This is a genomic window from Arthrobacter sp. GMC3 (genome assembly GCF_002929305.1).
Classification (GTDB): Bacteria; Actinomycetota; Actinomycetes; order Actinomycetales; family Micrococcaceae; genus Specibacter.
Window position 1 is genome coordinate 1 of the sequence record NZ_PJIO01000033.1, and the last position, 6,362, is coordinate 6,362.

The window sequence follows — 6,362 nt, forward strand, 5'->3', positions numbered from 1 at the left end:
TGCATGGATCAGGGCATCACCGGGTCCTACGACCTATGCGGCGCCCCCGGTGGGCAGGAACCCACGATTTCGTTTGGTGGCCGGTCCGGGAAGATCATCAAGGACACCGTCACGGGTGTCTACAAGCTGCAAAATGATGACAACACCAAAATTGAATACCTGACCACCACCGGTTCCAACGGGACCTTTGACGGCGGATACTGGAAGCTCACGGACACCTCCGGAACCCAGTACTTCTTCGGGAAGAACCGCCTACCCGGGTGGACTGCGGGGCAGGCCACCACGAACTCGGCCGATACGGTCCCGGTGGGGGCGGCGACCGCATCCCAACAGTGCTCGGCCGGTACTTTCGCTGCGTCCTTGTGCCAGCAGGCCTATGCCTGGAATTTGGACTATGTGGTGGACTTGCACGGGAATTCCCAAGCTTTCTACTACACCCAGGACACAAACAACTACTCTTCCCAGGCCGGGGCGGGGGCCCTGAAGTCGTATGTACGGGCGAGCCGTTTGGCCCGAATTGACTATGGGATGCGGGCGGGTGCCGAGCTTGGTGCCTCGGCACCGTTGCGGGTTTCCTTCGCCTATTCGAGCCGCTGCACGGGGGTTGATTGTGCCGCGGGAACCGATGTCCCCACCGCTTACACCTGCGCCGCAACAGGAACGTGTGGGACCTATTCGGCGACGTTTTTCACCGATCAGCGACTGCAGAGTGTCACTACTCAAACCTTGGTCGGGACGACCTATCAGAACGCTGATGTGTGGACGTTGGCTCATGCGATGCCGAACCCCGGGGATGGTCTGAGCCCGGCGTTGTGGCTGGATTCCCTCATCCACCAGGGCGCCAATACGCTGACTGGTGTCGGTGGAGCGATTAGTGATCCGCCCGTTGTTTTCAAGGGCCAGGCCTTGCAAAACAGGGTGTGGGTCCTGGACGGTCTGGCGCAGCTGAACCGCTACCGGCTCTCCATGATTAAGACCGTTACTGGGGCCACCATCTCGGTGGTCTACATGCCTCAGGAATGTTCACCAACGAACTTGCCAGCTTCTCCGGAATCGAATACGAAGCGGTGCTTTCCGCAATGGTGGGCGCCCATGGTGCCACAACCTCAAGCGGCCAGGATGGACTACTTCCACATTTACCCGGTCGCCACCGTCGCCACGAGCGCCGGACCGGGGGCGCCCGGGAGCTCCGATTTGGTGACCAACTACCAGTACCTCGGGTCACCGGCGTGGAAATATGCTGGCCCCAAGTATGTCGCCGGCAGTGGAGGTTCTCAGATCACCTGGTCGACACTGGCCGGCTGGGCACAAACCAAAACGATCGTTGGCAACGCCCCGGCCGGGGCCAATCAAACCACCCTGGCCACCTACCTGCGTGGTCTGGACGGGACACCATCGAACAAGACCGGGGGAGTCAACGCCACCACGGTCACCGCATCCAACGGAGCCGTGATCACGGACTCGCTATGGCTGGCCGGCACTCAGATTGAAACCCAAGCCTTCCTCGGTGACACCACCAACCGGCTCAGCACCACCATCACCGTACCCTGGGCATCGCCACCCACGGCGACCGGCACTGCAGGGACCGGCGCCGCCCAGGCCCGGCACCTGGGAACGGCATCGTCAGCGAAGATCCTCACCAGCGGCCAAACCATCGGCACCCGCACCACCTCAACAACGAACTATTTCGATTCCAACGGTCGGATCGTCGGAGTCACCGAATCCCCGGAGATCGGGAGTATCAATCCGGCCACGTGCACCACCACCGCCTACGCAGACAACACAGCAACGAACCTGCTCTCCATCCCTGCGACTGCTACGACCCGTTCGGGGGCCTGTGCCAGCGACGGCACCTCCAACGGGAGCATTCTCCGCGCAAGCAGAAGCCTGTACGACACATCCACCAGCGCCACCCCGGGCACCGCTGGCTACACGGCCCCAACCCTCGGCGATCTCACCCGTTCTGATGCAGCCACCGCGATTGCCGATGTCACCGTCACTTCGTGGCTCAACGGACCGGACACAAAGTATGACCTATTGGGCCGGGTAGTCTCCGCCACCGATAGCAGCACCGGGACCCCCCGGGTGAAGGCAACAAACTACACGCCTGCCACCGGTGTGGTCACTACAGTGACTTCGACCAACTCACTGGGCTGGGGCACCAGCGCCACTATGGACTCTGTCCGCGGCAGCATCCTCAGCAAGGTCGACGTCAATGGCAGCACCACCACGTACCGTTATGACGCCACCGGACGAGTCACCGGAGTATGGGATCCCATGCGCCCGGCAGCTTCCAACCCGCTGCCAACCCAGGCCACGGCCTACCTGATCCAACAAGGTGCACCATCGTGGGTGCAAACGACCGGCATCAACGGAAGCAACCAGGCACTGACATCCTTTGAAATTTACGACGGACTAGGCCGATTGCGGCAAACCCAGGAAATGTCCCCCGGCGGCGGTACTATTGCCACCGACACGTTCTACAACTCGGCAGGCGCGAAATCACGGGCCAACAACGACTACTTCCTCAGCACCGAACCCTCCGGAACGCTGATGATCCCCACCATCGCCGTGCCATCCACGAGCACCCTCGACTACGACGGTGCCGGACGGGTCACAACCTTCACCGCCGTCGCCAACGACAACCAAACTCTCTGGAAAACCCAAGCAAGCTACACCGGCGCGGACACCACCGTGATCACCGGACCAGGGACGGAAGCAGCGCGCGGCATCGTCGTCAACAGCGATGGAAACATCATCACCCGCCTGCAATACAAAAGTCCCACCGCCACCGGAACCCCCGAAACGACCAGCTATGGGTTCGATGCCCTCGGCCAAAACACGACTATGACAGACGCCGCCGGAAATACCTGGTCATGGGCCTATGACCCGGCCGGGCGCCAAAGCAGCGCCACCGACCCGGACAGCGGCACCAGCACGATCGGCTACGACAGCTCCGGAAGGGTAAGTGCCACCACCAACGCCCTAGGTACTGTCAGCACGAATACCTACGATGACCTCGACCGGGTCACCAGCCAATCGCTGACACCCGCCGGTGGAGCAACGAAAGTCATCAGAACCACTGCCTTTGACGGGGAAAAGAAGGGCCAGATCTCGTCCGCAACCAGGTTCAACGGGGCAAACTATGACCAGCCCGTCACGGTCGATGTTTCCGGATACGACGCATCCTACAACCCGAAAACCACCAAGGTCACCCTCCCTGCAGTGATCGGGGCCCTCGCCGGAAGCTACACAACAACCCGAACCTACACAAAAACGGGACTCTTGAGTAAGGAAATCACCCCGGCCATCGGCGGACTCCCTGCTGAGACCCTCTACTACGGCTACGAAGGGTTCGACAGGCCATCGTCACTAGCCAACCAGAACTTCGACACCCTGGCTGGCAATACCCAATACACGCACCTCGGCCAGCTCTCAACTTTCCAACAATTCGATAGCAACGCCTCCAGCCCAACTCTGAACACTACCGGTGCAAACCAGACGTTCTTCACTTGGGATGCGACCACGGGCCGGCTGACTAACCTGTGGAGCACCAACACCGCCAAGTCCGTGACCTCCGACTTGGGTAAGACCAGCTACGAATACACCCCCAGCGGGAAACTCATTTCACGGGCACTAACCTTTGCCAATAAGCCCGGCGCCCTCAGCGACTACCAATGCTACAACTACGACTACGCCTCTCGCCTCGCCGCAGTATGGACGCCATCGTCGAACAACTGCTCTACCGTCCCGGCATCCACAGCCACGACAGTTTCCGGGCTTGGCGGGCCAGCCCCCTACGCACAGACCTACAGCTACACAGCCGCCGGAGACCGCTCCCAAGTCAAACGGTTCACCGCCACCGGGGCCATGGCCGTCACCGAAGACTACAACTACAAGCCAGCCGGCCAGGCAGGCCCCCACCAACTACAATCCATGGTCTCAACCCCTGCCAGCGGGGCACCGACAATGCACGCGTTCCTTTGGGACGCTGCCGGACAAATGACCGGCAGAGCCGGAGAAACCCTCGGCTATGGTGCCGACGGGCACCTGGCCACCACGACGGGGACTTCGTCCCTGACAGCCAATCCGAACCCATCCGCGACCCAAGGTACGCCTCCAGCCCCAGCCTCCGTCGTGGCCGGCAGCAGTAGTGAGCGTTTCTACGATAGCGCAGGGACCCTCGTCGCCCTGGTTGATGGTACTGGCACGACAGTGACCCTGGGCAACACCACCGCTCACAACAGCAAAAACACGGCCACCGTCACCGCAACCTGCGCCTACACCTTTGCTGGAAAGACTGTCGCACAACGCACAGCAACCGCCGGGACAATCAAACTCGCCTTCGTCGTCAGCGACGGCGTAGATACAGCACAAACCATCCTGCAACCCGCCAACGGAAACACCAACACCACAGCCATTACCCGCTACACCGACCCCATGGGGCTAAGCCGCGGAGCAACCCAAACAGCCACCGGAACGGGGAGTTACTCCACCGCGCCACTGGCAGCGCTCGGTAATGGCACCAACGCCGCGAACCCCTCAGGATTTGGCGCCACCAACGGATACATCGGCGGACTCGCCGACGCCATCAGCAACCTCACTCACCTCGGCGCCCGCGACCTCGACCCCGTCCTGGGAGCATTCACTAGCCCGGACCCGATCCTCGATACCGGAACCCCTGCAAATTTCAGCCCATATCAATATTCGAATGCCGATCCCATCAATAACAGCGACCCTTCAGGATTGTTTCTGGATAAAGGATGCTACGCAGTATGCGCGCCGGTCTTGGCCCCAGTAGTGTCCAGCATCGGAGGCGGAGGAGCGCTCTTGGGCTTGGGCATGTTTGGTGCCGCGGGGCTTGGTCTCTATGGTCTGAGCCAAATTAAAGTGCCTAACGGATATCCGAGCTGGGGACCTCCAGGGACCGCCCTAATGGTTGCTGGATTCCATTCCTTGATGGATTCTGTTAATCGAGCGACCAGTGGCATTGAAGCCCTGATCAGGCAAATTAATGGAATGAATTTCAGTTTTGCTCCCGGTACTTTCGTTGGCGCACCCGGCGGAGGCTCCGGATCGGGAGCAAACACAGGATATGCTATTGGCATCGCGGGCTCGGCACTCGGCACCGGTGGTCAAAATACCCAGAATCTCGCCGCAATGAATGCAAAGATGCGTGCTGCTTCCCAAGCTGCTGTCGACAAAACCGGAGTGGAAAACCTGGCCACGCAAGCAAGCGGAGGTGCAGGGGGTGGTAATGGTAAGCCGCCGGGTAGGACCGGATTGGCCAGCCCTGATGACGACGACGACTGGGCGTTCATTAGTGGAATCCTTCGCGCTGCAGCGCGTGGAAAAGGTAACTTTGGTCTTGGAACCAGCTCAGAGTCTCAGGCTCTTCAGGCCGGTGAGTCCTGGCTCGGTCCGGGCCATAGACTTTCAAGTGACGGGAAGGCCCTGATTAGCCGGGACGGGCTTAGAGGATTTAGACCTCCGTCATGGAAGGGAAGGCTGGGCAAATTCCAGGCGAATTTCGAAAGATGGATTCCGGATCAAATTACAGGCAGGCCGATGAGTAATGGGCATTTAGATATTACTGGGATGAGCTAATGAAAGCTACGATACGTTCGCTCGCGAGCCTCTGGATCGATGACTTGGACTCCTGGAGGCCCCTAGAAGAAAGCTGGTCTGTCGGCATTCGGCTTTTGGCCGGACCTGATGGGGAGCCGGGGGAGGAGTCCTTCGACATTACGGTATGCAGTCCTGCGTGGATTGCAGAGCAGGTTGACCGTGACGGAATTTGGGACGGCCGTCATCATCTCATCGTGAGTGAGTTCAATTGGCCACGCATTCGTTCGTTTATTACTGGTCGTGTGGAAGCCGGTCAAGGGCAGACATGGATCGAAGTTGCAGAAAAATTGGGTAGATTGGGCGCATGGGAATTTGAAGATTATAGACCGTAGAAATCCGTTCATGAACATTTCTATTTCTAGATTCCTGTCTTCGATGAACTGTTCCGGGAATCATACCGCCGCATAGTTGGCGGCGATGTCGGGCAACGAGCTGTGCTCATGAGCATATTCTCTTGCCCGTCCAATTCCCGAATTTGGTGGGTTAGAATTCAATGCTTGGGTTCGTTGTTGCTACAACGTACCCCAGCGAACCCGTGCTCGATGACATCGATTGGGTCTGAAGCAAACAATACTTGCACCAAGTCGCCTTGAGAGACTGGGCGCCGAGATCCCCTGGAACTTGAGCATGTCCGGTGGTGTGTGTCATATTTTGGTTTTTTTGTTTTTTTCTAGGTAAGTTCTCAGTTTGTGGGTATGTTTTTCTCAATAAGTCAGGCTATTGGGGGCAGTGCT

2 protein-coding genes are annotated in these 6,362 nt (G+C 59.2%); both read left to right on the forward strand.

Annotated elements, in window-relative coordinates; all coding sequences use genetic code 11:
- Positions 1 to 5,607 (forward strand): RHS repeat-associated core domain-containing protein (locus tag CXQ94_RS21165; protein ID WP_146070397.1); only part of this gene is annotated, 5,607 nt, incomplete at its 5' end.
- Complete coding sequence (locus CXQ94_RS21170) at positions 5,607 to 5,960, forward strand: immunity 8 family protein (protein ID WP_104092563.1); 354 nt, start codon at positions 5,607 to 5,609, stop codon at positions 5,958 to 5,960. The genes CXQ94_RS21165 and CXQ94_RS21170, both read left to right, overlap by 1 nt.
- The last annotated feature ends 402 nt before the right edge of the window (positions 5,961 to 6,362 follow it).

Bases quoted from the DNA above. Each gene is read 5' to 3' on its own strand.
- CXQ94_RS21170 (WP_104092563.1), top strand. From the start codon at position 5,607: ATGAAAGCTACGATACGTTCGCTCGCGAGCCTCTGGATCGATGACTTG.